Source organism: Herminiimonas sp. KBW02 (assembly GCF_003852535.1).
In the GTDB taxonomy this organism is placed as follows: Bacteria; Pseudomonadota; Gammaproteobacteria; order Burkholderiales; family Burkholderiaceae_D; genus Oxalicibacterium.
This window is the reverse complement of sequence record NZ_QAJP01000010.1, coordinates 90,483-115,454: the sequence shown is the minus strand read 5'-3', so window position 1 is coordinate 115,454 and position 24,972 is coordinate 90,483. Positions and strand designations below refer to the sequence as shown.

At 54.0% G+C, this 24,972-nt stretch carries 28 protein-coding genes; 20 read left to right on the top strand and 8 right to left on the bottom strand.

The features are described 5' to 3' along the window. Positions 1–130 precede the first annotated feature (130 nt). The 3 genes from DBR37_RS16375 to DBR37_RS16365 form a co-directional block, all read right to left on the bottom strand. Positions 131–574: a universal stress protein gene (locus tag DBR37_RS16375; RefSeq protein ID WP_124575547.1), complete on the bottom strand. Its 444-nt coding sequence runs from the start codon at positions 572–574 to the stop codon at positions 131–133. 258 nt (positions 575–832) lie between these two features. Continuing rightward, positions 833–3,835 (bottom strand): FAD-binding and (Fe-S)-binding domain-containing protein, encoded by a 3,003-nt coding sequence (locus DBR37_RS16370; protein ID WP_124575546.1) that lies wholly within the window; start codon positions 3,833–3,835, stop codon positions 833–835. A 211-nt stretch (positions 3,836–4,046) separates the two neighbouring features. Further along, entirely contained in the window at positions 4,047–5,264 is a 1,218-nt protein-coding gene (locus tag DBR37_RS16365; RefSeq protein WP_124575545.1) for an alanine--glyoxylate aminotransferase family protein, read from the bottom strand. 296 nt (positions 5,265–5,560) lie between these two features. Here DBR37_RS16365 and DBR37_RS16360 point away from each other — a divergent pair, with 296 nt between their 5' ends. Further along, positions 5,561–6,277, top strand: a complete 717-nt coding sequence (locus DBR37_RS16360; RefSeq protein WP_124575544.1) for a GntR family transcriptional regulator — start codon at positions 5,561–5,563, stop codon at positions 6,275–6,277. A gap of 128 nt (positions 6,278–6,405) precedes the next feature. Here the strand turns inward: DBR37_RS16360 and DBR37_RS16355 are convergent, their stop codons facing one another. The 3 genes from DBR37_RS16355 to DBR37_RS16345 all read right to left on the bottom strand — a co-directional run bounded on the left by DBR37_RS16355 (position 6,406) and on the right by DBR37_RS16345 (position 9,526). Beyond that, positions 6,406–7,914, bottom strand: a complete 1,509-nt coding sequence (locus DBR37_RS16355) for a tripartite tricarboxylate transporter permease (protein WP_124575543.1) — start codon at positions 7,912–7,914, stop codon at positions 6,406–6,408. A 9-nt stretch (positions 7,915–7,923) separates the two neighbouring features. Next, a complete protein-coding gene (locus DBR37_RS16350) occupies positions 7,924–8,445 on the bottom strand; it encodes a tripartite tricarboxylate transporter TctB family protein (protein WP_124575542.1) in 522 nt (173 codons plus the stop codon). Between the two features lie 76 nt (positions 8,446–8,521). Further along, positions 8,522–9,526 (bottom strand): tripartite tricarboxylate transporter substrate binding protein, encoded by a 1,005-nt coding sequence (locus DBR37_RS16345; protein WP_199739145.1) that lies wholly within the window; start codon positions 9,524–9,526, stop codon positions 8,522–8,524. A gap of 374 nt (positions 9,527–9,900) precedes the next feature. Between DBR37_RS16345 and DBR37_RS16340 the strand changes: the two genes are divergently transcribed. The 19 genes from DBR37_RS16340 to DBR37_RS16250 all read left to right on the top strand — a co-directional run bounded on the left by DBR37_RS16340 (position 9,901) and on the right by DBR37_RS16250 (position 24,022). Then, a complete protein-coding gene (locus tag DBR37_RS16340; RefSeq protein ID WP_124575541.1) occupies positions 9,901–11,043 on the top strand; it encodes a DSD1 family PLP-dependent enzyme in 1,143 nt (380 codons plus the stop codon). A gap of 121 nt (positions 11,044–11,164) precedes the next feature. Beyond that, complete coding sequence (locus DBR37_RS16335) at positions 11,165–11,737, top strand: DUF302 domain-containing protein (protein ID WP_124575540.1); 573 nt, start codon at positions 11,165–11,167, stop codon at positions 11,735–11,737. Positions 11,738–11,848: 111 nt separating this feature from the next. Next, the gene (locus tag DBR37_RS16330; RefSeq protein ID WP_124575539.1) at positions 11,849–12,823 is read left to right on the top strand and encodes an MBL fold metallo-hydrolase; all 975 of its coding nucleotides are present in this window, start codon (positions 11,849–11,851) and stop codon (positions 12,821–12,823) included. 36 nt (positions 12,824–12,859) lie between these two features. Further along, positions 12,860–13,291, top strand: coding sequence for a DsrE family protein (locus DBR37_RS16325; protein WP_199739144.1), 432 nt, complete (start codon positions 12,860–12,862; stop codon positions 13,289–13,291). Between the two features lie 99 nt (positions 13,292–13,390). Then, complete coding sequence (locus DBR37_RS16320) at positions 13,391–13,738, top strand: helix-turn-helix transcriptional regulator (protein ID WP_124575538.1); 348 nt, start codon at positions 13,391–13,393, stop codon at positions 13,736–13,738. 94 nt (positions 13,739–13,832) lie between these two features. Further along, positions 13,833–15,191, top strand: a complete 1,359-nt coding sequence (soxC, locus tag DBR37_RS16315) for a sulfite dehydrogenase (protein ID WP_124575537.1) — start codon at positions 13,833–13,835, stop codon at positions 15,189–15,191. Next, complete coding sequence (locus DBR37_RS16310; RefSeq protein WP_124575536.1) at positions 15,175–16,242, top strand: c-type cytochrome; 1,068 nt, start codon at positions 15,175–15,177, stop codon at positions 16,240–16,242. The genes soxC and DBR37_RS16310 overlap by 17 nt, the downstream gene beginning before the upstream one ends. Before the next feature lie 88 nt (positions 16,243–16,330). Beyond that, positions 16,331–16,765 carry a pseudoazurin gene (locus tag DBR37_RS16305; RefSeq protein ID WP_124575535.1) on the top strand — a complete coding sequence of 145 codons (435 nt, stop codon included), beginning with the start codon at positions 16,331–16,333 and terminating at the stop codon, positions 16,763–16,765. Between the two features lie 52 nt (positions 16,766–16,817). Further along, complete coding sequence (gene soxY, locus DBR37_RS16300; protein ID WP_124575534.1) at positions 16,818–17,279, top strand: thiosulfate oxidation carrier protein SoxY; 462 nt, start codon at positions 16,818–16,820, stop codon at positions 17,277–17,279. A gap of 65 nt (positions 17,280–17,344) precedes the next feature. After that, the gene (soxZ, locus tag DBR37_RS16295) at positions 17,345–17,656 is read left to right on the top strand and encodes a thiosulfate oxidation carrier complex protein SoxZ (RefSeq protein ID WP_124575533.1); all 312 of its coding nucleotides are present in this window, start codon (positions 17,345–17,347) and stop codon (positions 17,654–17,656) included. 86 nt (positions 17,657–17,742) lie between these two features. Then, positions 17,743–18,546 carry a sulfur oxidation c-type cytochrome SoxA gene (gene soxA / locus DBR37_RS16290; RefSeq protein ID WP_012078316.1) on the top strand — a complete coding sequence of 268 codons (804 nt, stop codon included), beginning with the start codon at positions 17,743–17,745 and terminating at the stop codon, positions 18,544–18,546. 9 nt (positions 18,547–18,555) lie between these two features. After that, positions 18,556–19,173: a sulfur oxidation c-type cytochrome SoxX gene (gene soxX, locus DBR37_RS16285; protein ID WP_199739143.1), complete on the top strand. Its 618-nt coding sequence runs from the start codon at positions 18,556–18,558 to the stop codon at positions 19,171–19,173. A 115-nt stretch (positions 19,174–19,288) separates the two neighbouring features. Beyond that, positions 19,289–21,007: a thiosulfohydrolase SoxB gene (soxB, locus tag DBR37_RS16280; protein ID WP_199739142.1), complete on the top strand. Its 1,719-nt coding sequence runs from the start codon at positions 19,289–19,291 to the stop codon at positions 21,005–21,007. Between the two features lie 21 nt (positions 21,008–21,028). Beyond that, positions 21,029–21,613: a rhodanese-like domain-containing protein gene (locus DBR37_RS16275; RefSeq protein WP_124575532.1), complete on the top strand. Its 585-nt coding sequence runs from the start codon at positions 21,029–21,031 to the stop codon at positions 21,611–21,613. Between the two features lie 48 nt (positions 21,614–21,661). Then, a complete protein-coding gene (locus DBR37_RS16270) occupies positions 21,662–22,177 on the top strand; it encodes a TlpA disulfide reductase family protein (protein WP_124575531.1) in 516 nt (171 codons plus the stop codon). Between the two features lie 7 nt (positions 22,178–22,184). After that, the gene (locus DBR37_RS16265; RefSeq protein ID WP_158610263.1) at positions 22,185–22,712 is read left to right on the top strand and encodes a thioredoxin fold domain-containing protein; all 528 of its coding nucleotides are present in this window, start codon (positions 22,185–22,187) and stop codon (positions 22,710–22,712) included. 116 nt (positions 22,713–22,828) lie between these two features. After that, complete coding sequence (locus DBR37_RS16260; RefSeq protein ID WP_124575529.1) at positions 22,829–23,161, top strand: helix-turn-helix transcriptional regulator; 333 nt, start codon at positions 22,829–22,831, stop codon at positions 23,159–23,161. Then, positions 23,158–23,589 carry a YeeE/YedE family protein gene (locus tag DBR37_RS16255; RefSeq protein ID WP_124575528.1) on the top strand — a complete coding sequence of 144 codons (432 nt, stop codon included), beginning with the start codon at positions 23,158–23,160 and terminating at the stop codon, positions 23,587–23,589. Before DBR37_RS16260 ends, DBR37_RS16255 begins: the two co-directional genes overlap by 4 nt. Positions 23,590–23,599: 10 nt before the next feature. Next, on the top strand, positions 23,600–24,022 hold the full coding sequence (locus DBR37_RS16250) for a YeeE/YedE family protein (protein WP_124575527.1): 423 nt from the start codon (positions 23,600–23,602) through the stop codon (positions 24,020–24,022). Positions 24,023–24,032: 10 nt separating this feature from the next. Here DBR37_RS16250 and DBR37_RS16245 read toward each other — a convergent pair whose 3' ends face one another. Continuing rightward, entirely contained in the window at positions 24,033–24,470 is a 438-nt protein-coding gene (locus tag DBR37_RS16245; protein ID WP_124575526.1) for a hypothetical protein, read from the bottom strand. After that, the gene (locus DBR37_RS16240; RefSeq protein WP_124575525.1) at positions 24,460–24,921 is read right to left on the bottom strand and encodes a MarR family winged helix-turn-helix transcriptional regulator; all 462 of its coding nucleotides are present in this window, start codon (positions 24,919–24,921) and stop codon (positions 24,460–24,462) included. Before DBR37_RS16240 ends, DBR37_RS16245 begins: the two co-directional genes overlap by 11 nt. Between the last annotated feature and the right edge of the window lie 51 nt (positions 24,922–24,972).

Here is a 24,972-nt window from a genome sequence, read left to right as displayed (position 1 = left end):
TACGCTTGTATCCTGTGCATTTTTTCGAAGCGCAATGATACCACGGGGACAAAATCAGCCGGGTCGGCTATCGCGACCGGAAATGACAGGGGCGACGAGTGTCGCCCCGGATGAGTTGCGGCGGCGCGTTTTAGCGCAGAACCAGTACTGGCAGGGTGGTATGGGCGAGCACTTTTTGCGTTTCGCTACCGATAAAGAGTTTGTTCAAACCTTTGCGGCCATGTGAGGCCATGAAGATGGCGTCGCATTTTTGCTCTTCTGCAACGCGTACGATTTCTTCATAAGGACTGAGTCCGACCGCTACCATGGTTTGGCAGCTGATGCCCTTGTTGCGCGTGGCGGCTTCAACCTTGTCCAGATGCTTTTGCGCCAGTTCCTTGACCTTGTCGTCATACATGGCCGGATCGGTCGGGAATACACCTGCTCCTTCCATCAGACCCATGTATACATAAGGCTCGGCGACCGATAGTACGAGTAGTTCGCTACCCATTTTCTGCGCAAACTCGATGGCGGCATCGACGGCTTTGTCGGATAGTGCTGAACCGTCGGTAGGGATGAGGATTTTTTTGAACATGATGTACTCCTTCGCTGTGTAGGGGGAGGTGCTCATTCTGATTCTAGGACGACGGTAAAGCCCTTGCTTGATCCATGTCAAAGGAGGTGGATTAATTTTTCCAAAGCGGCAGATCTCGCCTGTTTATATTTGTCGGAGTTGCAAGAGCCGGATTGGTTCCTGCCGTAGCCGGCTTTCTTATCAGCATGATATAAAAAAAAGGCCTACCCGGAAACCGGATGGGCCTTTGTTGACGGATGTAATTAGATTGAAGCGAGCTTAGTGTGTACGCAAGGAATCTGCCAGTACACGGGCGACGTGCATCGCGTTTTCCTGTGTCCCGTCGGCAATTTGATGGCGGCAGCTGGTGCCGTCAGCGACGAACAGCGTATTTTCCTCTGCTGCACGTATTGCCGGGAATAGCTTGAGCTCACCCATGGCCTGTGATGCCTCGTAATGCTCGGCTTCATAACCGAAGCTGCCGGCCATGCCGCAACAGGATGATTCGATCAGTGCGACATCGAGTTGCGGTATCCATTGCAACACGGTTTGCACCGGACGCACGGCATTGAATGCTTTCTGATGGCAGTGTCCGTGCACCATAGCCTTGCTGACCGCCAGCGGTTTCAGATCCAGTTGCAGTCGTCCGGCCGCTTTTTCATTGACGAGGAATTCTTCAAACAGCCAGGCCATGCTCGCGAGCTTTTTCGCTTCTTCACCATAGCCATAGCTGAGGAATTCATCGCGCAGCGATAACAGGCAGGATGGTTCCAGACCAACCACGGCGACGCCGCGATTGATGTAGGGCATCAAGGCATCGAGTGTGCGCCGTGCTTCCTGTTTTGCCTGATCGACCAGGCCGGCGGACAGATAAGTACGACCACAACAGAGCGGGCGTTCGTCTTCTTTTACATTGAAATGCACGGTGTAGCCTGCTGCTTCCAGCACTGCCTGTGCGGCACGAGCGTTTTCCGGTTCCATGTAATTGTTGAAGGTATCGACAAACAGCAGTACTTCCTTGGTACCACCCGCGGTCTTGCTGCGGGCGCCGAGTTGCGACAGGAATGAGGTGCGGAAGCGCGGGAAGGCGCGTTGCGGTGCCAACCCAAGACTCTTCTTCAGCCAGCCTGAGATCAGCGGTAATCTGTCGCCCACCGCCAGCAAGCCGCCGATGCGACTGGCATACGGCGCGTAGCGCGGCATGAAGGCCACCATTTTTTCACGCAGCGTGCTGCCATGACGGCTGGCCCAGGCGGCGCGTGCTTCTATCTTGACCTTTGCCATGTCGACGCCGGTCGGGCAATCGCGTTTGCAACCTTTGCAGGAGACGCACAGGTCGAGCACTTCCTTGACTTCTGCGCTGGCCAGTCCGTCGTCGCCCAGTTGGCCGGAGATCGCAAGACGCAAGGTATTGGCGCGACCACGCGTAACGTGACGTTCATCCTTGGTGATGCGATAGCTGGGGCACATGGTATCTGCATCGAATTTGCGGCAGTGACCATTGTTGTTACACATCTCTACCGCCTTGGCCAAACCGCCGGTGCGGTCATCGCCGGTGCCAGGTGCAGTTTCCACGCCGCTGGCCGGATCGCGCGTGACGTCCCAGTCTGACCAATCCATTTGTGTCTTGAGCGGCAGTTCGCGATAGCCGGGCGCAAAGCGGAAATTACTTTTCTCATCCATCTTCGGCGGTCGTACGATCTTGTCCGGATTGTAGCGATTTTCCGGATCGAACAAGTCCTTGATTTCGCTGAAGGCCTGATTGATCTTCGGACCGTATTGCCAGGACACCCATTCGCCGCGGCACAAGCCGTCGCCGTGTTCGCCGGAGTATGCACCTTTGTATTCGCGTACCAGCGCTGATGCTTCTTCCGCGATCTGGCGCATGTCGGCCGCGCCATTGCGACGCATGTCGAGGATAGGACGTACGTGCAGCGTACCGACGCTGGCATGTGCATACCAGGTGCCTTCGGTATGGTATTTGTGGAAGACTTCGGTGAGGCGGCTGGTGTATTCCGCCAGGTGCACCAGGGGCACTGCGCAATCTTCGATGAAGGAAACCGGCTTGCCGTCGCCCTTCATGCTCATCATGATATTCAGTCCGGCCTTGCGCACATCCCACAATGATTTTTGTTCACCGGCATCAACCATATCGACGACCGAACCCGGCAGACTCAGATCACTCATCAGGTCGGACAATGCGGACAGGCGCTCTACCAATGCCGCTTTGTCGTCACCTGAAAACTCCACCAGCAGGATCGCTTCCGGCGTGCCGACCAGTGCTTTCTCTATTACAGGACGGAAGGCCGGATTATTCAGCGACAGCTTGATCATGGTGCTGTCGACCAGTTCAACTGCGGTAGGCAGCAGCTTGACGATGTGCTGTGCGGCATCCATCGCCTGGTAAAAGGTCGGGAAGTTGATGACGCCGAGTACCTTGTGTTTAGGCAGTGGCACCAGCTTGAGCTTCAGTTGGCGGCTGTATGCCAGCGTGCCTTCGGAACCGACCAGGATGTGCGCCAGATTGGCGCTGCCGTCATCGGTGTACGCGCGTGGGTTCTGGCAGTCAAACAAGTCGATGTTATAGCCACCGACGCGACGCAATACCTTGGGTACGCGTTCGATAATTTCATCCTGCTCGCGCAGGGCAATACTGCGCAGACCACGTGTAATCTCCTGCAGGCGCGCGTTGTTCGCCATCTTTTCCAGTGTTTCGAAGCGACCTTGCGTACCATCGGCGAGTACCGCATCGATAGCCAGCACGTTGTGCACCATATTGCCGTATTCAATCGAGCGCGAACCGCAAGAGTTATTGCCAGCCATGCCGCCTATCGTGCATTGCGCTGCAGTTGAGACATCGACCGGGAACCACAGGTTATGCGGTTTGAGCCACGCATTCAAATGATCGAGCACGATACCCGGCTCGACGGTGACGGTGCGTGCGATCGGATCGAAGTCGATGACATTGTTGAGCCATTTGCTGTTGTCGATGACCAGCGCTTCGCCCACGGTCTGGCCGCACTGGCTGGTACCGCCGCCACGCGCGAGGATAGGTGTTTTTTCCGAGCGTGCGATGTCGAGGGCAAGCAGCAGGTCATCCTGATCGCGCGGCACGACCACGCCTATCGGCATGATTTGATAGATGGATGCGTCGGTGGCGTAACGCCCGCGATCCGCCTTGCTGAACAATACGTCGCCTCGCAATTCCTTGCGCAAACGGCTGGCCAGCGGACTAGGACTACTGCCGCTTACAGGAACGAAGTGGATAGGCTTGACGAGCATGTTCGGGTTGTCCTTTTCTGGAGCAGATAAGTATTCTGGTAGTGCTGTACTTTGTTGCTGTGCTTACATCTGTAAAACCTGCCAGCGGAGAGTTCCATGGCGAAAGGATGCGATACAGACTTACCCTGCCGGGCAAGCCTGTATCTGTAATGCAGCCTGCTAACGATGTGCTGTTGTGCAAGCATGGAAGTTCATTTCCGTGACAGTTGAATCACGCTGCGATTTTCAGCGGCGGGATTTTTTGTTCAGCCAGGTATTCCATCGCCGCGCCTACACCGCTGCCCGCCAGTTTGACGCCTGCGATTTTCAGACCCATTTCACACCCAGCCAGTGTCGCCATCAGGCTCAGGTCATTCGCTTCACCCAGATGGCCGATACGGAACATGCGTCCTTTCATCTTGCCGAGGCCGGTACCCAGCGACATATTGAAGCGCTCGTAGATGGTTTTACGGATCGCATCAGCGTCGAAGCCTTCCGGTGTCATGACGCCGGTCAGGATAGGTGAGTACACAGTCGGATCGGCGCATTGCACTTCCAGGCCCCAGGCATTGACTGCCAGGCGGCATGCTGCGGACAGGCGGTCATGACGTGCAAATACATTGTCCAGACCTTCTTCCAGAATCATGTCGAGTGCTTCGTTCAGGCCGTACAACAGATTGGTGTTCGGTGTGTATGGCCAGTAGCCGGTTTTGTTCATCTCGATGATTTCAGTCCAGCCCCAGAATGCGCGCGGCAGTTTGGCGGTTTTGCTGGCTTCAATCGCTTTTTTCGAGATGGCATTGAAGCTGATGCCTGGTGGCAGCATCAAACCTTTTTGCGAGCCGGAGACGGTGACATCGACGCCCCATTCATCGTGACGATAGTCAGCGGCGGCGAGGCCGGAGATGGTGTCTACCAGCAGCAGTGCAGGGTGCTTTGCTGCATCGATAGCTTTACGTACTGCTGCGATATTGGACGTTACGCCGGTCGAGGTTTCGTTATGCACGACGCAAACCGCTTTGATGGCGTGGCCGGTATCGGCGCGCAGGCGCGCTTCGATCGCATCGGCCTGAACGCCGCGACGCCAGCCTTCTATGCCAGGCAAGCCAATGAATTCAGGTTTGAGGCCGAGTGCTTCCGCCATTTTTTTCCACAGCGTAGCGAAGTGGCCGGTTTCATACATCAGTACGGTGTCGCCAGGGCTGAGGGTATTGGTCAGTGCTGCTTCCCATGCGCCGGTACCGGAGGCAGGGTAGATCACAACAGGCTGGGTGGTTTTGAAAATCTTTTGAATGCCGGACAGAACTTGCAATCCCAGCGCACCGAATTCAGGGCCGCGGTGGTCGATGGTCGGGAGGCTCATCGCACGCAGAATGCGGTCTGGCACCGGGCTAGGACCTGGAATTTGCAAGAAATGGCGGCCTGCTGGGTGGAAGTCTAACTTCAACATTTCATTCTCCTAAGGAAACTACGCGTCAATTGAATATTGCATACAAAATACTCTAGCAGAGGGTTTTTGATTAGTAAAGCCTTTTGCAGGTAAACGTGACTATTTTGCTGAGGGTGAGATTTGTGTTGTCGGAGTAGCTACGCAGAATCACTTTGTCTGTGGCGCGCCAGCCTTTTCTGGCATTGGCTTTGGCTAGCGTTTGCTGATATATCGTTTTTATTGCCTGGCTATATGGCGCGCTGCGTCACCATAGACACAATTAGATTAAAATAGAGTTAAATTTATTTGGACTTCGTATGCAAAATACATTGATGGATGGTGATGCAAAGATGAACAGCCCTGATTTGCCCAGAATGGAACGTCAGCGTTTGCACGATGCAGTGGTTGAGCATTTGCAGCGGCTGATCATTGAAGGCGTGCTGACGCCGGGCATGAAACTGAATGAGCGCGAAGTGTGCGAACGACTCGGTATCTCGCGTACACCTTTGCGTGAAGCGATGAAGGTGCTGGCATCTGAGGGCTTGATCGACATCGTGCCGAATCGCGGTGCCTTTGTCTCGAAGATGAACGACACTGAAATCTGGGAAGCATTTGAAATGATGAGCGGTCTGGAAGCCTTGTCAGGTGAACTGGCTGCAGAGCGCATCTCGCCGGCAGAGATCGCCGACATCAAAGCCTTGCATCAGGCCATGCTGGTGTGCCGTGCACAGAATGACTTGCCCGGTTACTACAGCCGCAACCAGACGATTCATAACAAGATCAATGAAGCCGCACGCAATTCGATGCTGCGCCAGATCTATTTGTCGGTGAATCGTCGTTTGCTGGCCCTGCGCTTTAAATCAAACTTTAAAGAAGAGAAGTGGGATCGCGCAATACACGAGCATGACGAAATGATACAGGCGCTGGAAGCGCGCGACGGCAAACGTCTGGCAGGTATCCTGCGTCAGCATTTGCTGGACAAGCGTGATTCAGTCATGGCTGACTTGCGTGCTGCGAATGGTAAAGCTGCGTAACTAAGCGTTTCATAAACGGATGTTGAACTAGCGCTGCATTTAACAGGCGGCGTAAAAGAAAAAAGCCTGGAGATTACTCTCCAGGCTTTTTGTTTTGGATGGGCAGATACCCATCCAACGCACATCTATCAGGCTGGCTTTTGACTGGCTTGACGGAAGTTGTTGATCAGGCTGCTGATGATAGGCCAGATCAGTGCGATGACAGCCAGCGTCATTACGGTGCCGACCAGGCCGCTGCCCCAGAACACGCCGAGCGCGCCTTTGGAGCCAACCATGGTTTGACGGAATGCATCTTCTGCGCGATCGCCGAGTACCAGTGCCAGCACCAGCGGTGCCAATGGATACTGCAATTTCTTGAAGATGTAGCCGATTACACCAAAGACCACCATCAGCCAGATATCGAATTCGGCACTGTGTACGGTATAAGCGCCGATGGCACAGATCACCATGATGGATGGCGCAATGATGGAGAACGGAATGCGCAGGATCGCTGCGAACACCGGTACCGTACTCAGCACTACCAGCAAGCCGACGATGTTGCCGAGGTACATGCTGGCGATCAGGCTCCAGACAAAGTCTTTCTGTTCGACGAACAGCATAGGGCCTGGTTGCAAGCCCCAGATCATCAGGCCGCCGAGCAGAACTGCGGCAGTTGCTGAACCAGGGATGCCGAGCGCCAGCATAGGCAGGAGTGCGCTAGTACCTGCTGCATGTGCTGCAGTTTCCGGTGCCAGTACGCCTTCCATATTGCCTTTGCCGAAGGATGCCGAATCGCGCGACAACTTCTTCGCCATGCCGTAACCCATGAAGGACGCAGCAACCGCACCGCCGGGAGTGATACCCAGCCAGCAACCGATCACCGACGAGCGCAGCAGGGTCATCCAGTAGCGTGGCATCTGTGCCCATGTTTTGAACACGATCTTCAGATCGATGGCGGCTTTCTTGCCCTTGAAGGCCAGGCCTTCTTCCATCGTGATCAGGATTTCGCTGACGCCAAACAAGCCAATCACCGCAACCAGGAAGTCGAAGCCGCGCAACAGATCAGGCATGTCGTAAGTCATGCGCAACTGTCCGGATACCGTATCCATACCGACTGCAGCCAGCATGAAGCCGACGCACATCGAAATGATGATCTTCGCTTTTGGCTCCTTGCCCATGCCGATGAAGCTGCAGAAGGTCAGGAAGTAGACAGCGAAGAATTCCGGCGGGCCGAAACGCAAGGCGAATTTCGCAACCACCGGAGCGAGGAAGGTGATGACGATGACGCCAAACAATGCACCGATGCAGGAACCGGTGAAAGCAGATGTCAGCGCTTGTCCGGCCTTGCCCTGTTGCGCCAGTGGATAACCGTCGAAGGTGGTGGCCACTGACCACGCCTCCCCCGGTATATTGAACAGGATGGAGGTGATGGCGCCGCCGAATAGTGCGCCCCAGTAAATGCAGGAGAGCAGGATGATGGCCGAGGTCGGGTTCATCGAGAAGGTCAGTGGCAACAGAATGGCGACGCCGTTCGGCCCGCCCAGACCAGGGAGCACGCCGACCACGATGCCAAGCAGGATGCCGATGAACATCAGCGCAATATTGTGCCAGCTGAGGACGTGGCCGAAGCCCGTCATGAGTGAGTTAATTTCTTCCATGATTTTTCCTCAGAAGCCTAGCCAGTTTTCAATCGGACCCTTGGGCAGCGGCACCTTGAACTGGATTTCAAAAACAAAAAAGAACACCAGCATCATGATGATGGAGACACTGGCCGCTTTCCACCAAGGGAACTTGCCGAGGAAGAGCATGAAGGCTGCGATGAAGATGACAGACGCAACGTAAATGCCGAGATAGGCGATTGCAAATACAAAGGCGATCAATGGCAACAGGATGACAGCCACCAGGCGCGCCTGTGCAATTTCAAGGAAGGCGGTCTGGTCGTTGTCACGTATCGCGTGAACCAGTACAACGATGCTGGCTAACAGGATGACGACACCCAGTCGCAGCGGGAAGTAGCCGGCGTCAGGGCCGTATGAGCTCCAGCCTGCACCTAATTGATAGTTGCTCCAGATGGTAATCAGGGATACAACGCCGAGGGTAATGGCAACCAGTATTTCGGCGTTACGGATGGTAATCACAGCGCGAGAGTGCTCCCTCTCTTCGTCTGCGGAAGTTTCTGATGGATTCATATTCGTTAGTCCGTGATGTGGCCCAATGACGGCAACAGGGTGCTGTTGGTCATTGAGCCAGGGTGATGACGGTGAATTACTTGGTGAGGAGGAAGCCCGCGTCCTTCATGATTTCGCGATGCAGCTGTTCATCCTTTTGCAGGAATGCATTCAGCTTGTCGCCCGTCACGAATTCCGGTTTCAGCGCATTCTTTTCCAGATACGCTTTCCACTCAGGCGTGGCGATGACCTTTTGGAACAGGTCTACGTAGAACTGGGTTTGTTCCGGTTTCACGCCACCTGGCATCATGAAAATGCGCAGCATTTCATAGCTGACATTCAGACCTTGTTCCTTGCAAGTCGGGATGTCAGACCAGCCTTGGGTCGCCGTTACCTTGGCGGTGTAGCTGATGCGTTTATCCGAGAACACGCAAAGTGCATTGTGTTCGCCGGCACGCCATTGCGAGACCGATTCGGATGGATTGTTGGTGTCGGAATTGATGTGATTGCCGGACAATTGCGTCGCTGCTTCGCCGCCGCCTTTGTATGGGATATAGAGGAATTTAGCGCCGGTTTGCTTCTCGATCATCATGGTAATCATGTGATCTTCGCGCTTGGAGCTGGTGCCACCCATCTTGAAGGTTTCAGGTTTTTTCTTTACATCGTCGATGTAGGCCATCGGTGTTTTATAACCAGCCTGGCTATTGGTCCAGAGTACAAATGCATCCTGCGCAATCATCGCGATAGGTGTCAGGTCGCGCCAGTTGAATGGCAAATTGGTCGCAAGTGGCGTGGTGTAGATGGAGGAGGAGGCAACGATGATTTTATTCGGATCGCCTTTAGCTGCTTTCAGATCCAGCAAACCTTCCGCACCGCTGGCGCCGGCCTTGTTTTGCACGATGAGCGGTTGCTTCATCAAATTGTGCTTGGTGATGATGCCCTGAATAGAGCGTGCCATCTGGTCGGATGCACCACCGGCGCTAAAAGGAACCACCAGTTCCACCGGTTTGGTCGGTTCCCAGGCGGAAGCACTGAGTGCACAGCACATGGTAGTGACAAAGAATCCGACTTTCATCGGCTGGCGTATGAAGTTTTTCTGCATGATGTTGTCTCCTGTAATTGGGTTGAAGCCCTTATTTGACGATCTACTGCATCAGTAGCGCACAACGATGCCCGCATCTGAATTCGTTTTTAGCCGGAATGCCTTGCGTCTGACGCGCTTTTCTCATTTCGGCGGTACTGCCGGTCTTGAAAACACAGGATCGCAAATTGCGATCTATGCATTTAGAATATTGAATACAATATACATTTGAGAAAAAATGTCAATTACTGGATGCGAGATGAGCAAATTTTTTTAGAAAAATTGCACTCAGGCGTCAGGAGTGGCATTTTGAGTACCAGCTCGCGCTGCGCTGGTCTTCAATATTTCTATTAAGAAATAGTTTTTGTATTCATTTATTTAGCCAGGAGCATCGAATGAAAGACGTATCAGCCCTAAAGCCGCCATCCTTCGCCCGTATCGGGGATCCGATTTCCCAGGTCAGTACGCCTGCACTGGTGCTGGACCTCGATGCCTTTGATGCAAATACCCGGCGCATGGCTGAACTGGCGCGCCGTCACGGTGTGGCACTACGGCCGCACGCGAAGGCGCATAAATCGACTGCGATTGCCTTGCGTCAGCTGGAGCTGGGCGCGGTCGGTGTGTGCTGCCAAAAAATGAGTGAGGCTTATCCATTTGTGGCAAAAGGCGTGCTGAGCATCCATATCAGTAATGAATTCGTCGGTGCCGACAAAGTGGCGATGGCGGTAGAACTGGCTGGCTATGCAAGGCTCAGCGTATGCGTCGATCATCCGGCGCAGGTGGATGCGCTGGGGCTGGCGGCGACGCAGGCAGGTGTGGTCATCACCGTGTTGCCGGAAGTGGATATAGGTCAGGGGCGCTGCGGCGTAAAGGGAAACGATGCGTTGGTGGCGCTGGTAGATCGCATCGCTCGGTACGCTGGTTTGCGTTTCGGTGGTTTGCAGGCGTATCACGGTGGCATACAGCACCTGGCGACCTGGGAACAACGCAAGGAGGCCGCGGGAAGTGCGGCCCATGCAACGGCACAATATGTACAGTTTTTGGCCGCGCGCGGTATCCGCTGCGACGTCATCACTGGCGGCGGTACCGGTACTGCAGAGTTTGATGTGGCTAGTGGCGTGTACACCGAAATCCAGCCGGGCTCTTATGTATTCATGGATGGTGATTACGGTTCCAGGGATTGGCTGGGCGGCTGGAAACCGGCGCATAGTTTATTCATCGCGAGCACTGTCATGAGCACTGCCAAGCCGGGACTGGCGGTGTGCGATGTCGGACTCAAGGGTGTGGCGGTTGATTCGGGATTGCCGGTGTTGCGTCCGGGTGATCACGGCGACCAGTTGCAGTACAAGGCGGCAAATGACGAGCACGGCATCCTGCAGGTAGCGGCTGGCGATACGCAGGATTATCTGGGCGCCAGGCTCTACCTTATCCCCGGGCATTGCGACCCTACTGCCAACCTGTATCAGCAGTATGTAGGCTATCGCCGCGATGTGGTGGAGTCCATATGGGAGATAGATGCCCGCGGACTCAGCCAGTAACGGCCTGGTATTTCATGATAGGGGCTGGCGGCAGGGCGCGGTATAGTACGGCTGCTGAACTAAAATGCCAGGCTTAGACCTTGCCTGAGTCCGGCACTCCTACCAAGTCAGACTAGTCGTAATGAAAATAAATTACTGGATCAAGCTACTGCCGCTCTGCGCCATCCTCACCAGCCTGACTGCGTGCGGCACCCTGCGCGCTATCAATAACACTGAAGATGGCGCCGGCGCCGAGGCGATGAATGTCTGGAGCCGCTGGGTAGACTCGGACGGTGATATCGCTGCCGCGACGACCTGGGAGCGCAAGGTTAAAGATGGTGTGACGATAGCGGAAGTGGAGCAGGCTTTCACCAGTGTTGCCGCAGAAGACAATATCAAGTCGGTAGGTGAATTCCATTTATCCAAAGAGCTGTCCTTGCGTAGCGGCAAGCCGGAGAAATTCCTCAAGGTATATTCATATTGCAGTCCTGTGATTGCGCGACAAATGGTCGATTTCAGTCCGCATATGGCGGCCTATATGCCATGTCGCCTGACGGTAGTCGAGAAAGATGACGGCCTCTGGATCTATGCGCTGAATATGGACATGCTGATCAAAATGGGGCGCAAGTTGCCGCCCGATCTGCGCAAATCCGTGATGCAGGTGCGCGATACCATGTGGAAAATGATGGAGCGCGGGGCGTTGGGCGAATTCTGAACAACGCTATGCGAACCGGATTTGCTTTGGTAGTATTTGCGTATATAACTATATAATTAAGTTTGATTGTCTGGCAGGACCGTATTGACCAGGCAACACCGAGGAGACGATATGTTGGCTTACCACAGGATGTGCGGCTTGCTGTTGCTTGCGTTGGCGCTATTCGGTGTGCGTACAGCGGTTGCTGCGGATGAGATCACGCTGAGGCCTATCAAGATTTCCCCGCATGTGTATTACTTTGAAGGCACGGCCGGCATGGCCAGCATCGCCAACAAAGGCTTCATGTCGAATGCCGGTTTTGTCGTTACCAAAGATGGCGTTGTTGTATTTGATGCATTGGCGACTCCGGTACTGGGCAACGCCATGCTCAAGGCGATCAAACGTATTACGCCGCTGCCGGTCAAGCGCGTCATCATCAGTCACTATCACGCCGATCATTTCTACGGCTTGCAGGCATTCAAGGCGCAAGGCGCTGAAGTTTGGGCGCATGAAAACGGTCGTGCCGCGCTCAATTCCGACCTGACCCAAGAAAGACTGAAGCAACGTCGCACCGACCTCGCACCATGGGTGAATGACAAAACACAATTGATCCCGGCCGATCACTGGTTGAATTTTAAGGATGGCAAGGTCATGTCGTTTGAAATGGGCGGCATGCATTTCCGCATCATCGATTCCAGCGGCGCGCACTCTGCGGAAGACATCATGTTGTATGTAGAGGAAGACAAAGTCTTGTTTGCTGGCGACCTGTTCTTCACCGGGCGCATACCATTTGTCGGCGAAGCCAATAGCAAGGTGTGGCTGGAAGCGCTGGACCGTATGCTGGAAATGAGGCCTGCGCTGGTGGTGCCGGGACATGGCAAGATGTCAACGCAGCCTATGCAAGACATGCAATTGACACGTGATTACCTGATCTTCCTGCGCAAGCAGATGGGGGCTGCGGTGGCGGAGATGCTGCCGTTTGACGAAGCGTATACAAAAGTGGACTGGGCCGGGTTTGCGAAGTATCCTGCATTTGAACAGGCGAATCGTTTGAACGCTTACGGCACCTACATACTGATGGAAAAAGAAAGCCTGGAAAAGCGCTAGTCCGCTGGAGCAAGCAGTATATAAAAGGAGACGATGATGAAACTGATACGCACAACATTCCTGCTGCTCTTTTGCGCGACGCTTGGCATGACTGTCGCCTATGCTGCTGATCGTGAAGAGAAAGTGGTGTATCACATCACCGATAGTACGGTCGCCACCCAGGCATTGAACAATATCCGTAATCACCTGAACGCCAGCCCGAAAGCAAAGATTGTGGTGGTGGCGCATGGCGCGGGCATAGACTTCCTGCTGGAAGGTGCGAAGAATAAAAACGGTAATCCCTACGACATCGCGGTGCAGGAATTAACAGATCGCGATCATGTGGAATTCCGCATCTGTAATAACACGCTGGAAACGCGCAAGATAGACAAGAAACAGGTTATACCGGAAGCCAAGATTGTTCCGTCGGGTGTCGCCGAAGTAGCGCGCCTGCAGATACAAGAAGGTTACGCTTACATCAAACCGTAATGGCAGATCAGGCCTTGAGCGAGGCCGGCTCTGGATTAAACAGATATTTAACTAAATTAGTGGACGTGTGTTGTGGATAAAAATTTCAACAAAGAAGACATGAGTGAGCTATTCGAAGAAGTGGCGAATTACTTTTCTTTGCTGTGCGAACCCACGCGTCTGAAAATCCTCTATGCAGTGTGTAATGGCGAGCGCTCGGTAGGTGATATCGTCAATGAAGTCGAATCGACACAAGCCAATGTATCGCGCCAGATCAACATGCTGTACCGCGCCAAAATCCTTGCGCGTCGCAAGGAGGGCACGCAGGTTTACTATCGTGTCGATGATGAAAAGACAGTGGATTTGTGCAAAGCAGTATGTGGCCGTGTGGCTGCACAAATAGGCATGCCATCGCCGGTAGTACAACTGCCAGTCGTGGCGCCCAAGCGACGCGTCGCCAGCAGATAAAAATAAAAAATAAAAAAACGATGCGCATTATCCGTATATGCGCATATAGTTATATAGGCACATAATTAAACAAAATTGCCGTAGGAGACAACGGATGACTAAGGATGCGATTAAAGCAGGCCGTTTAGTGCGCGCGCCTGAAAATTTTCTGGACCCGGTCGTGGCCCAGGAAATTACAGCAAATGGTTTGAGTGAAGAGCGCAGGGGCTTCCTGCGTAAAAGCTTTCTCGCAGCGAGTGCGGCCATGGCAAGCGGAGTCACGTTTGCACAAGGCAGCGCGATCAGCGATGGCGATCCGAATATATTGAATCTCCCCGAACACTCAACCACGCTCGGCCAGGCCGTGGCGACCAATGGTTACGGGGTTCCTTCCAAATATGAAACCAATCTTCTGCGTCGCGAGTCGCCGGGACTGACGCGCGTATCTGCAGCTTCGGTTTCGTTCGCGCCGCTGCAAGGCCTGTTCGGCATCATCACGCCGAGCGGTTTGCACTTCGAGCGGCATCATCAGGGCTGGCATGACATCGATCCGGGCAAGCATCGCTTCATGATCAATGGCCTGGTAAAAAATCCCAAGGTCTACACCATGGATGATTTGATGCGCCTGCCTTCGGTATCGCGCATGCACTTCATCGAATGCGGTGCCAACACAGCGATGGAGTGGGGCAATGTCGCCGTGCCTACCGTGCAGTACTCGCATGGCATGCTGAGCTGCTGTGAGTTCTCGGGAGTACCACTCTCGGTGCTGCTGGAAGACTGCGGCTACGACAAAAAGAACGGCAAATTCATCCTCGCCGAAGGCGCGGACGGCTCCAGCATGACACGCACCATCAGCATGGACAGAGCGCTCGATGATGTCATCGTCGCATGGGGCATGAACGGCGAAATGCTGCGTCCGGAAAACGGTTATCCGCTGCGCCTGGTTGTCCCTGGCGTGCAGGGCGTGTCCTGGGTCAAGTGGTTGCGTCGCATCGAAGTCGGCGACAAGGAGTACGGCACCAAGGATGAGGCGATCCACTATATCGATTCCATGCCGGATGGCATGTACCGTCAGTACACCTCGATACAGGAGTGCAAATCGGTGATCACCACGCCGTCGGCAGGACAAATGCTGCTGGATAAAGGCTTCTACAACATCACCGGCCTCGCATGGTCGGGGCGCGGCAAGATCAAGCGCGTCGATGTCTCGGTCGATGGCGGACGCAACTGGCGTACCGCAAGACTGGAAGGTCCGGTCAACACTAAGTGCCTGACACGTTTCAACATCAACTGGGTCTGGGATGGTTCACCAGTCGTATTGCAATCACGTGCAATAGATGAAACCGGTTATGTACAGCCGAAGATCAATGAACTGCGTGCGGTACGCGGTACCCGCTCCATCTATCACAACAACGCAATCCAATCGTGGAAAGTATCGGAATCAGGAGAGGTGTCGAATGTACAGGTTTACTAAAACTGTCGTCGCCCTGTTGCTGGCGACGAGTAGCACGATGGCGCTGGCGCAGGCGGCGTATACGAATATCGGCCGTCCTGCGACCGCGAAAGAAATCGCGGCCTGGGACATCGATGTACGTCCTGACTTCAAAGGCCTGCCACCCGGTTCCGGTACGGTCGCCAAAGGGATGGCGGTGTGGGAAGGCAAGTGCGCATCCTGCCACGGCACCTTCGGTGAATCGAATGAAGTGTTTACGCCTATCGTCGGCGGCACCACCAAGGAAGACATCAAGACTGGTCATGTCGCGGCGCTGTCCAACAACAAACAACCGCAGCGCACCACCATCATGAAGGTGCCGACGGTATCGACTTTGTGGGATTACATCAATCGGGCGATGCCATGGACTACGCCAAAATCGCTGACGACCGAAGAAGTCTATGCGGTGACAGCCTACATTCTGAACATGGCCGAAATTCTGCCCGATGATTTCACGTTGTCGGACAAGAACATCGCAGAGGTACAGCAACTGATGCCTAACCGGAATGGCATGACGCGCAAGCACGGCATGTGGGATATCAAAGGCAAGCCGGATGTAAAAAGCGTGGCCTGCATGAAGGATTGCAAGACCAGTACGGACTTGCGCTCCAGCCTGCCGGAGCCATCGCGTAATGCACACGGCAATATCCAGCTGCAAAACCGTACCTTCGGCGAAGTGCGCGGCGTAGATACCACCAAACCAGCTTCTACCAAGCCAATCTCGTCAGTTACTGCCGAGCAGAAACTGGCGATGGCCAAACCGGCGGCACCAGTCAAGGCAGATGGACTGGCGCTGGCCAGGCAATATGCATGTGTCGCTTGTCATGGCGTCAGCAGCAAACTGATAGGGCCGGGCTTTAATGAGATCGCCGCCAGGTACAAAGGCCACGCGGACGCATCCGCCGCACTGACGACAAAGATCAAGGAAGGCAGTAGCGGAGCGTGGGGGTCTATCCCTATGCCGGCGCAGGCGCACGTGAAGGATGAGGACATCAAGACCCTGGTGGGCTGGATACTCGGCGGTGCGAAATAAAAGTAGCAGCAAAAAATGCAGGAAAAGATGAACTGCAGCATGTGTAGTGCGAACGTGAATTAAACAAAACTAAAACGAGGAGATGTAAATGTACAAACTGGTAAGCGCTGTGACCCTGGCATTGTTTTCATTGAGCGTGTCGGCTGCCGAACATCAGGTGAAGATGGTTAACAACGGCAAGGACGGCATGATGTCATTCGAGCCTACCTTCCTGAAAGCTGAAAAAGGTGACACCGTTAAATTCATCAAAACTGATGCAGCGCACAACAGCGCATCCGTTCTGGTACCTGCCGGCGCCAAGGAATGGAAAGGCAAGATGGATGAAGAAATTGTTGTGTCGCTGACGCAAGAGGGCGTGTATGTTTATGTTTGCGATCCACATAAAACGATGGGCATGGCAGGCGTGATTCAGGTCGGCAAAGCGGGCAACCTGGATGCGGCAAAAGCTGAAGCCGACAAGCTCTCGAAGAGCTTTGTCATGAACAAGGATCGTTTGACCAAAGCACTGGCACAAGTGAAGTAAGTGGTAGTTATGCCATCTTGCGATGGCATCAATTTTTCAAGAGGAGAATCTAATGAATGAGAAACGACGTGACGCGTTGCGTATTGCAACGGTACTCGGACTGGCGATTACCGCGGGCATACTGAAGCCTACGGATGTACTGGCAGCTGACTGGAAGTCCAGCGGCTTTGATGCGAAATCCCTGCAGGAAGCATTGGCTGCATTGGGCGCGGATAAAGCAGCCATCAGTACCGACATCGCAGTCAACGGTCCTGATATCGCAGAAAACGGTGCGGTCGTTCCGGTCTCGGTTTCCAGCAACGTGCCGAATACCGAATTCATGGCCATCCTGGTAGAGAAAAACCCGACACCACTGTCCGCCACCATGACGCTGCCGGCCGGTACGGAAGCCAACGTCAGTACGCGCGTCAAGATGGGTGGTACCTCGAACGTGCATGCACTGGTCAAGGCAAATGGCAAGTGGCTGATCGCAAGCAAAGAGATCAAGGTCACGCTCGGCGGCTGCGGCGGCTAATCAAGCTGCAATGCATTAGCTGAACTGAGCGCTATTTATCCATACCAATTTGAGAGGAAATAATCATGGGCAATCCGATGCGCATACGCGCGAACGCAACCGGCGATGTGGTCGAAGTGAAAGTCTTGATGCGTCATGACATGGAAACCGGTCAACGCAAAGATGCCTCCGGCAAAGCAGTACCGGCGCACTTCATCCAGACACTGACTGCCAAGTGTAACGACAAGGTCGTGCTCGATATGTTGATGGGTACCTCGATTTCAAAAGATCCGTTCTTGTCGTTCAAATTCAAGGGCGGTGCCAAAGGCGACAAGATCACCATCAGCTGGACCGATAACACGGGTGACAGTCGTACCGATGAAGCGGCAGTTTCCTGAAGCTAAGTAAGCAAACGGGAGCAGAAGTACCCAAGTGATACGAATGTGGCATCAGACCGCATCCACTTAAATTTGAGGAGGGCGTAATGAGACAGAGAAGCTTGTATTTATTTGCAGCGGTCGCGATCAGCGCAACTGCATCTGTAATGGCGCAATCGACTACAGATGAGATTGCCAAGTATCGCCAGCTGCTGGCTGACGGTAATCCCGCTGAGTTATGGGAAATGCGCGGTGAAGAACTATGGCGCACCAAAGCCGGTCCGAAAAATGTCAGCCTGGAACAATGCGATCTGGGCAAAGGCGCTGGCGTGGTAAAAGGTGCTTATGCCGAATTGCCGCGTTACTTCAAGGACGTCAACAAGGTCATGGACCTGGAACAGCGGCTGATCTATTGCCGTATGAACCTGCAGGGCCTGACGCGTGAGCAGGCAGTGAAGATGCCGTTCGGTTCAGCCGGCAAGCCGTCTGATATCGAACCGATGGTGGCGTACATCACATCCGAATCGCGTGGCATGAAGATGTCGGTATCGACTGCGCATCCGGAAGAAAAGCGTGCCTATGAGATCGGCAAGAAGATCTTCTTCTACCGTGCCGGTTCGCATGACTTTGCCTGTGCTACCTGCCACGCCGTTGACAATCAACGCATCCGTTTGCAGGACCTCCCCAACTTGCTGAACAAGAGCAATGCACAGGCTGCGTATGGCACCTGGCCTGCTTATCGCGTCTCGCAAGGCGAAGTGCGCACCATGCAGCATCGCCTGAATGATTGCTTCCGTCAGCAACGCTTCCCGGAACCGCTGTACGGCTCTGACGTCATCACTGCAGTGACGATGTTCCTGGCCAAGAGCGCGGACGGTGGTGTGTATAACGGCCCAGCGCTGAAACGATAGGGAGGCGATATGAAAAAAAGAATAGGCATCTTGATAGCATCGGTCGTTACCATCGCCGGTTGTGCCACCGTAGCAGCGGATAGCGACTATGGCAAAGAAACAATCGCCATGCTAAAAGCAGACTTCAAATCCAAAGGCCCGGCCACCATGGAGCGTATGCTGGATCAGGACGAGGCGCAAAAGCTGTGCAGTGAATATCCGAGCGATACACCTAAGGATAAGGCAGCAGCACTGGAAGCTTCACAGCTCAAGCAGGTGAAGTATCCGGCTGACGGCAAGTACCTGGGTGACTGGAAAGAAGGCGAGAAAATTGCCCAGAACGGTCGCGGCATGCAATCGTCGGATGCGGTCGGCAGTGTCAACGGTGGTAACTGTTACGCCTGTCATCAAATCGGCAAGGCAGAAATCTCCTTCGGCAACATCGGTCCTTCCCTGTATCAGTACGGGAAGATACGTGGCCAGAGCGAAGACATGCTGAAGTACACCTGGGCCAAGATCTACAACGCCCAGGCCTTTACCGCATGTTCCAACATGCCGCGCTTCGGCCATAACGGCATCCTGCAAGAGAAACAAATCAAGGATGTCATGGCCTTGTTGCTGGATCCGGCTTCGCCCGTCAACAAGTAAGCAACCGCTAAATCAAGGCGCAGTGCCACTTGCTGCGCTTTGATTGCATCACCTTATCGCATCGCTTGCACCTGCAAGCATGGCGAGCTCGTCTACCGAATAATCAGAGGAAAAAATGGGTTTGAATCGTCGTGAGTTCATTCAGGTCATGGGTATCGCAGCTGCAGGCGGTATGTTGCTGGATTCCAAAGGCGCGCTGGCGGCACCTTCCGCCGGCAAACTGTATGACGTGCCGCGTTTCGGCAATGTCCATTTCCTGCACTTCACCGATTGCCATGCGCAATTGAAACCGATCTACTTCCGTGAACCGAATGTGAATCTGGGCATAGGCGACGCGGTAGGACGCATGCCGCATCTGGTCGGCGAAAAATTGCTGAAGGAAATTGGCGTCAAACCGAATACGCCAGAAGCCTATGCATTCAGCTACCTGAATTTTGAAAAGGCAGCGCAAACCTACGGCAAAGTCGGCGGCTTCGCGCATTTGTCGACGTTGGTCAAACGCATGAAGGCTGGCCGTCCGGGCGCATTATTGCTGGATGGCGGCGATACCTGGCAGGGCTCGGCAACTGCCTTGTGGACCAATGGCCAGGATATGGTCGACGCCTGCCTGGCATTGGGCGTGGATGTCATGACCGCACACTGGGAAATGACACTGGGTGACAAACGCGTGAAGGAAATCGTTGAGAAAGACTTCAAGGGAAAAGTCGATTTCGTCGCACAAAACATCAAGACCACCGACTTCGGCGATCCGGTCTTCCCGCCCTATGTGCTGAAGGAAATGAATGGCGTGCAAATCGCCGTCATCGGCCAGGCTTTCCCGTACACGCCTATCGCCAACCCGCGTTACCTGGTACCGGAATGGAGTTTCGGTATCCAGGAAGAGAATATGCAAAAGATGGTCGACGAAGCGCGCAGCAAAGGCGCGAAAGTCGTGGTCGTGCTGTCGCATAACGGTATGGATGTGGATCTGAAAATGGCGTCGCGCGTGCGCGGCATAGATGCCATCATGGGTGGGCATACGCATGACGGTATGCCTGCTCCTGTCATCGTCAGCAATCCTGGCGGTAAAACACTGGTCACCAACGCAGGCAGCAATAGCAAATTCCTCGGCGTGCTCGACTTCGATGTGCGCGGCGGCAAAGTGCAGGGCTACAAATATCGCTTGTTGCCGGTGTTCTCCAACTTCCTGCCTGCGGACAAGGACATGGATGCACTGATCACCAAGATACGTGCACCGTATGAATCCAAACTGAATGAACGTCTGGCGATGACGGAAGGGACTTTGTACCGCCGGGGTAATTTCAACGGTACCTTCGATCAACTCATCGTCGATGCGCTGATGGATGTCAAAGGTGCAGACATCGCTTTCTCTCCGGGTTTCCGTTGGGGGACATCGTTGCTGCCGGACAGTCCTATCCTGATGGAACATCTGATGGATCAGACCGCGACGACATATTCATACAGCACGCTGACCGATATGAGCGGTGCGACTATCAAAACCATACTGGAAGACGTAGCCGACAATCTGTTCAACCCCGATCCTTACTATCAGCAAGGTGGCGATATGGTACGGGTAGGCGGCATGAGCTACACGATAGCGCCCAAGGAAAAAATGGGTGCGCGTATCCAGGACATGCGTCTGGACGGCAAGCTGATTGATGCCAGCAAGACCTACAAGGTGGCGGGCTGGGCGCCAGTCGCAGAAGGCGCATCCGGCGAACCAGTGTGGGATGTGGTGGCGCAGTGGCTACGTAGCAACAAGGTCGTTACACCACGCAAACTGAATACGCCGCGTATCGTCGGCATGGATGGTAATCCGGGCATTGCGAATTAAATTGTGTGAGGTTGATGCAAAATGAAGAAACTGATCGCTGCTCTGATACTGGGTGCGGCTTGCGTATTTGCATGGGCTTACGATGCATCACAAGTGCCGGATATCAAACAGACCAGGGCAGGGCTGTATCTGGATGCGAAGGAAGCGTATCGGCTCAAGCAAAAGCTGGCCGACAAGGCTTATTTTGTAGACGTGCGTACGCGCGGGGAAATCACTTATGTCGGCATGCCGACCATAGCCGACGCCAGCATTCCCTACGTCGAACATCCGGATGATGCGCCGTGGGATGATAAGAACGGACGCTTCAAGCTGGACGTGAATAGCGACTTCGGGCCGGAACTGGCGCGACGCATGACGGCAGCAGGACTTGGTAAAAACGATACCGTGATCCTGATCTGTCGCTCCGGTGATCGCAGTTCGCGTGCTGCTAACTTGCTGACCGATCTTGGTTATACCAGGGTGTATTCAGTAGTTGACGGTTTTGAAGGTGACCTGGCCAAGACCGGGCCGCAAGCAGGGCAGCGAGCAGTGAATGGCTGGAAGAATGCAGGACTGCCGTGGAGCTATAAGCTGGACAAGAGTAAATTGTATTTCCCCAGGTATTGAAATTCGCTACGTGTTATTGCGCGTAGCCTGCTTCCTTAGGTGTGCAGCATGATGAAGCGCCTGTCCCTCGCCGTATCTCGTTTGCTATTGCTGGCATGCATCGCTGTGTCCGGAGCAGCGTACGCGGCCGATGTGCGTCCGGGTGACACCCCGGCACTACCGATACTGACGACGCTGGACGGCAAGACCATCCATCCTGCCAGCCTGCGTGGCAAAGTCATCGTTATCAGCTACTTTGCTTCCTATTGCCCGTTCTGCGCAAATGAAGCGCCGAAATTGCAAAAGCTGTACAGCAGGAACACGGACAAGCTGATCGTCATCGGCGTCAACATCGAAAGCAAAGACCCGCAACAAAAAGAGAAGGCGCAGCAGTGGGTGCGCAAGTATCAGCTCACGCATCCGGTTACTACTGACTTCCCGGCGCTGGAGCGGGTACTGGGCAAACGACAAGGTCTGCCGATTAACTATGTATTCGACAAACGCGGCATGCTTAGACGCGTAGATGTCGGTGAAATCTTTGACGAAGACTTCGACGACATCGCCAGATTCGCGCAGCAGGATTGAGGCGCGTATGAAATCATTGTTCCTGTGTCTGTTGTGCCTGGTATTGAGCACGCATGCTGTTGCTGATAATAAGGCTGCCGCGATTCCTATGGTGAGCGATCTGGCGCGTGACGGTGCGCAGGCCGAACGTGAAGCTAAGCCTGTCATACTCTTTTTCTCTTTGCCGGGTTGTCCGTTTTGTCATGTAGTGCGGAATAACTATTTGTATCCGTTACTGAGGGATAGCAAACCTAAGGAGCGGCCTGTCATCCGTGAAGTGGATATGGCGAGTGCGCAAAGCGTACAGAGTTTTGATCGTAGCAGTACCAGTCCGCGTGGCATCGCGCAAAAATACAAAGTGATCGCTGCACCTACGGTGATCTTCGTGGATGCGAGTGGTTGCATGCTGGCACCGCCCATCATAGGCGGCGATATTGCCGGGGTTTATGGCGGCTATCTGGATAATGCGTTTGATGCATCCGCCAAAAAAATAGCCGCAGCGAAGAAAGCGGGCAGCGGAAAGAAAGGTGCGGTGCAAGAATGTGCGCCACCGTAATTGATCAGCTTGATAAGCGCGAGCAGCCTGGCTACCTGGGCTGCTTTATTTTTCCTTAATAATATATATAAATATATATTAAAATATTGCATATTGTTCGATGATTAAGAGTGTGTATGAGTGCAACTGAAAGTGTGGATCTGGATGCTTTGCAGCAAGCCGCGACTAAAGCCTGCGGCTTGCTCAAGACTTTATCCAATCGGGATAGATTGCTATTGATGTGCCAGCTGGCCGAGGGCGAGTACTGTGTCAGTGAGCTGGAAGAAGCGACTGAGATACGGCAGCCGACTTTGTCGCAGCAGTTGACGGTACTGCGTGAAGAGCAACTGGTGCATACGCGGCGGGAAGGCAAGCAAATCTATTACAGCATGGCCAGCAAAGAAGCGATGGCCGTGATTGAAGTCCTGTATCAACAGTACTGCGCACCTGCGAAGAGGAAAAAATCATGACGATAGACTGGATGCATTTCACGCCATGGCACGGGCTGGTCGGCGGCTTGCTGATCGGACTGGCGGCAGCATTATTCATACTCTTCAACGGCAAGATCGCAGGTATCAGCGGCATCCTCGGTGGTTTGCTAAGACCAGTGAAGGGCGACCTGCTGTGGCGCGTGGCTTTCCTGATCGGCTTGATGGCGGCACCTTTGTTGTACGCGCTGTTCCGTCCGCTGCCGGATGCCACGATCGAGGCCAGCAATGTGACGCTAGTCGTTGCCGGCTTGCTGGTCGGATTGGGTACGCGTTACGGCGCCGGTTGTACCAGTGGTCATGGCGTGTGCGGTTTGTCGCGCCTGTCGCTGCGTTCGCTGGTTGCAACGCTGGCTTTCATGGCGGCAGGCTTCCTGACCGTGTACATCGTGCGTCATTTGATCGCCTAGGAGCATCGTCATGCAAATCTTTATGGCATTACTGGCTGGGCTGATCTTCGGTATAGGTTTGATTATTTCTGGCATGGCTAACCCGGCCAAAGTCATCGGCTTCCTTGATCTGGGCGGGAAGTGGGATCCGTCACTGGCTTTTGTGATGGGTGGTGCGATCTGCGTCGGCCTGATTGCCTTTAGTGCTGCTGCCAGACGCAGCAAGACTTTATTGGGTGAGCCTTTGCGTTTGCCGCAGGCGAAGCAGATAGATAAACGTCTGGTATTTGGCGGCCTGGCATTTGGTGTTGGCTGGGGGCTGGCTGGTTACTGCCCGGGGCCGGCGCTGGCTTCACTGGTCATCGGCAATAGCAAGACCATTATTTTTGTGACGGCGATGGTGCTGGGTATGGCGATATTTGAATTGCTGGAGCGTTATAAGGGCAAGTCTTGATGCCTGCTATTTACTGTTGTCTGCAATGGCGCGATCGTAAGCCATCGCGGAAATTCAGACTCATCAAAACCAGATTGATCGCCCCCGCAATCAGTTCCACCACTTGTATGCCATAAAAGCTGTTGTCCAGCAGTCCGTTTTGTGCGCGGTCTGCCAGGAATAGTGCGCACGGTACGAGTATGATCAAGCCGATACCCGCGATGTAGGGCATGCGCCTGCGTTTGGCGACGATCAATGCCTGCGTACTTTTCCCGCCCAAGGCAAAGCCGCTGGCTCCGGTGATGACCATGACCGGAATGAAAACCAGCAATGCATACGCGATCCCTAGTTTGACCTGAATAACTGCGGGCTGGGACAGCAGGAATTCGGCAGCGACAGTGGAGGTCCAGAATGTTGCGATGAATAGTAGCGCCAGCGTTGCGGCAATGGCGTGGACTTTACGTTTCATGTTGACGTCCCAGATCTGCATAGACAGCCGCCAACTGCTGCAATACTTTGGTGGTGGTATCCAACTCGGCAGCGGTGAAGCCAGCGGCCAGCTTAGCCGCATGACCAGTCCAGCGCAGATTAATCGTGCTATAAATTTTTCGTCCTTGTCTTGTCAGTGAATACAAGGGTGAGCGTTTATGCTGCGGATTGTAACGGGGCTCTACCAAACCGCTTTCGACGAGTAAATTCAGCTGTTTCTGTGCTCCCTGTCTGGTAACACCCATGCAGGTCGCAATCTGCGGCGCTGTCAGCGCTTGCGTGGTTAATGCCAGTGCCCCCAGCATTTTCCACCGTGCGCTGGTGAGTTCTTCTGGTGCTGAAAAATCATCCCCCCAATCTACCAGTGCGCCGTTAAGGCGGAATACTGTCAGAGTAAGTTCCGTGATTTTATGGGCTTTGTTTGATCGCATATGATTTCCCTTTATTGACAACTAGTTTTCATAATTGGAATCTGGTTGTCA

Excerpts from the sequence above, each read along its gene's own strand:
- DBR37_RS16320 (WP_124575538.1), top strand. The coding sequence starts at position 13,391 with ATGAGTGAGCTATTCGAAGAAGTGGCGAATTACTTTTCTTTGCTGTGC.
- DBR37_RS16260 (WP_124575529.1), top strand. The coding sequence starts at position 22,829 with ATGAGTGCAACTGAAAGTGTGGATCTGGATGCTTTGCAGCAAGCCGCG.
- soxC (WP_124575537.1), top strand. The coding sequence starts at position 13,833 with ATGACTAAGGATGCGATTAAAGCAGGCCGTTTAGTGCGCGCGCCTGAA.
- DBR37_RS16335 (WP_124575540.1), top strand. The coding sequence starts at position 11,165 with ATGAAAATAAATTACTGGATCAAGCTACTGCCGCTCTGCGCCATCCTC.
- DBR37_RS16360 (WP_124575544.1), top strand. The coding sequence starts at position 5,561 with ATGCAAAATACATTGATGGATGGTGATGCAAAGATGAACAGCCCTGAT.
- soxY (WP_124575534.1), top strand. The coding sequence starts at position 16,818 with ATGAATGAGAAACGACGTGACGCGTTGCGTATTGCAACGGTACTCGGA.
- DBR37_RS16365 (WP_124575545.1), bottom strand. The coding sequence starts at position 5,264 with ATGTTGAAGTTAGACTTCCACCCAGCAGGCCGCCATTTCTTGCAAATT.
- DBR37_RS16265 (WP_158610263.1), top strand. The coding sequence starts at position 22,185 with ATGAAATCATTGTTCCTGTGTCTGTTGTGCCTGGTATTGAGCACGCAT.
- DBR37_RS16310 (WP_124575536.1), top strand. The coding sequence starts at position 15,175 with ATGTACAGGTTTACTAAAACTGTCGTCGCCCTGTTGCTGGCGACGAGT.
- DBR37_RS16330 (WP_124575539.1), top strand. The coding sequence starts at position 11,849 with ATGTTGGCTTACCACAGGATGTGCGGCTTGCTGTTGCTTGCGTTGGCG.
- soxA (WP_012078316.1), top strand. The coding sequence starts at position 17,743 with ATGAGACAGAGAAGCTTGTATTTATTTGCAGCGGTCGCGATCAGCGCA.
- DBR37_RS16355 (WP_124575543.1), bottom strand. The coding sequence starts at position 7,914 with ATGGAAGAAATTAACTCACTCATGACGGGCTTCGGCCACGTCCTCAGC.
- DBR37_RS16255 (WP_124575528.1), top strand. The coding sequence starts at position 23,158 with ATGACGATAGACTGGATGCATTTCACGCCATGGCACGGGCTGGTCGGC.
- DBR37_RS16250 (WP_124575527.1), top strand. The coding sequence starts at position 23,600 with ATGCAAATCTTTATGGCATTACTGGCTGGGCTGATCTTCGGTATAGGT.
- soxZ (WP_124575533.1), top strand. The coding sequence starts at position 17,345 with ATGGGCAATCCGATGCGCATACGCGCGAACGCAACCGGCGATGTGGTC.
- DBR37_RS16270 (WP_124575531.1), top strand. The coding sequence starts at position 21,662 with ATGATGAAGCGCCTGTCCCTCGCCGTATCTCGTTTGCTATTGCTGGCA.
- DBR37_RS16245 (WP_124575526.1), bottom strand. The coding sequence starts at position 24,470 with ATGAAACGTAAAGTCCACGCCATTGCCGCAACGCTGGCGCTACTATTC.
- DBR37_RS16370 (WP_124575546.1), bottom strand. The coding sequence starts at position 3,835 with ATGCTCGTCAAGCCTATCCACTTCGTTCCTGTAAGCGGCAGTAGTCCT.
- DBR37_RS16240 (WP_124575525.1), bottom strand. The coding sequence starts at position 24,921 with ATGCGATCAAACAAAGCCCATAAAATCACGGAACTTACTCTGACAGTA.
- soxX (WP_199739143.1), top strand. The coding sequence starts at position 18,556 with ATGAAAAAAAGAATAGGCATCTTGATAGCATCGGTCGTTACCATCGCC.
- DBR37_RS16345 (WP_199739145.1), bottom strand. The coding sequence starts at position 9,526 with ATGCAGAAAAACTTCATACGCCAGCCGATGAAAGTCGGATTCTTTGTC.
- DBR37_RS16305 (WP_124575535.1), top strand. The coding sequence starts at position 16,331 with ATGTACAAACTGGTAAGCGCTGTGACCCTGGCATTGTTTTCATTGAGC.
- DBR37_RS16375 (WP_124575547.1), bottom strand. The coding sequence starts at position 574 with ATGTTCAAAAAAATCCTCATCCCTACCGACGGTTCAGCACTATCCGAC.
- DBR37_RS16350 (WP_124575542.1), bottom strand. The coding sequence starts at position 8,445 with ATGAATCCATCAGAAACTTCCGCAGACGAAGAGAGGGAGCACTCTCGC.
- DBR37_RS16275 (WP_124575532.1), top strand. The coding sequence starts at position 21,029 with ATGAAGAAACTGATCGCTGCTCTGATACTGGGTGCGGCTTGCGTATTT.
- soxB (WP_199739142.1), top strand. The coding sequence starts at position 19,289 with ATGGGTTTGAATCGTCGTGAGTTCATTCAGGTCATGGGTATCGCAGCT.
- DBR37_RS16325 (WP_199739144.1), top strand. The coding sequence starts at position 12,860 with ATGAAACTGATACGCACAACATTCCTGCTGCTCTTTTGCGCGACGCTT.
- DBR37_RS16340 (WP_124575541.1), top strand. The coding sequence starts at position 9,901 with ATGAAAGACGTATCAGCCCTAAAGCCGCCATCCTTCGCCCGTATCGGG.